Annotated in this window: 1 protein-coding gene; it reads right to left on the bottom strand. The window is 33.6% G+C overall.

Annotated features, from left to right (window positions below; all coding sequences use genetic code 11):
- Positions 1–36: 36 nt before the first annotated feature.
- Positions 37–246 carry a DNA-dependent RNA polymerase subunit epsilon gene (locus JKP73_RS22320; protein ID WP_200412002.1) on the bottom strand — a complete coding sequence of 70 codons (210 nt, stop codon included), beginning with the start codon at positions 244–246 and terminating at the stop codon, positions 37–39.
- Positions 247–330 lie beyond the last annotated feature (84 nt).

Genomic DNA, 330 nt, shown 5'->3' with positions numbered 1-330 from the left:
CACAGCAGCCTGGTCATTCTTTACAAATTTCATTGGTTAGATATTCTCCACAGTAAAATCGTCGGATAGCTTTTCATAGTCTAAATGTGCGACATTCACTTCTTGGATAAATTCGATATTATACTTGCGTTCGTTTAATTTTGTTCTTACTTGTCTTACGGATTCGCCTTCTACATAAACACTTTTTGTACGTTCCCGACCTGGAATTTCATCAGGCAGTTCTTGATATAATGCTTTATAAACCATCTCATCCCTCCTTGAATATTCACTCTTATTTTTCTTTCTTAATAACACGATTTTGATTTGCTAAATTATTGATATACCTTCAAA

Origin of the sequence: Virgibacillus salexigens (assembly GCF_014905415.1) — a bacterium.
In the GTDB taxonomy this organism is placed as follows: domain Bacteria; phylum Bacillota; class Bacilli; order Bacillales; family Amphibacillaceae; genus Virgibacillus; species Virgibacillus salexigens.
The sequence above is the reverse complement of the archived record's forward strand: the minus strand, read 5'-3'. Positions and strand labels throughout refer to the sequence as shown.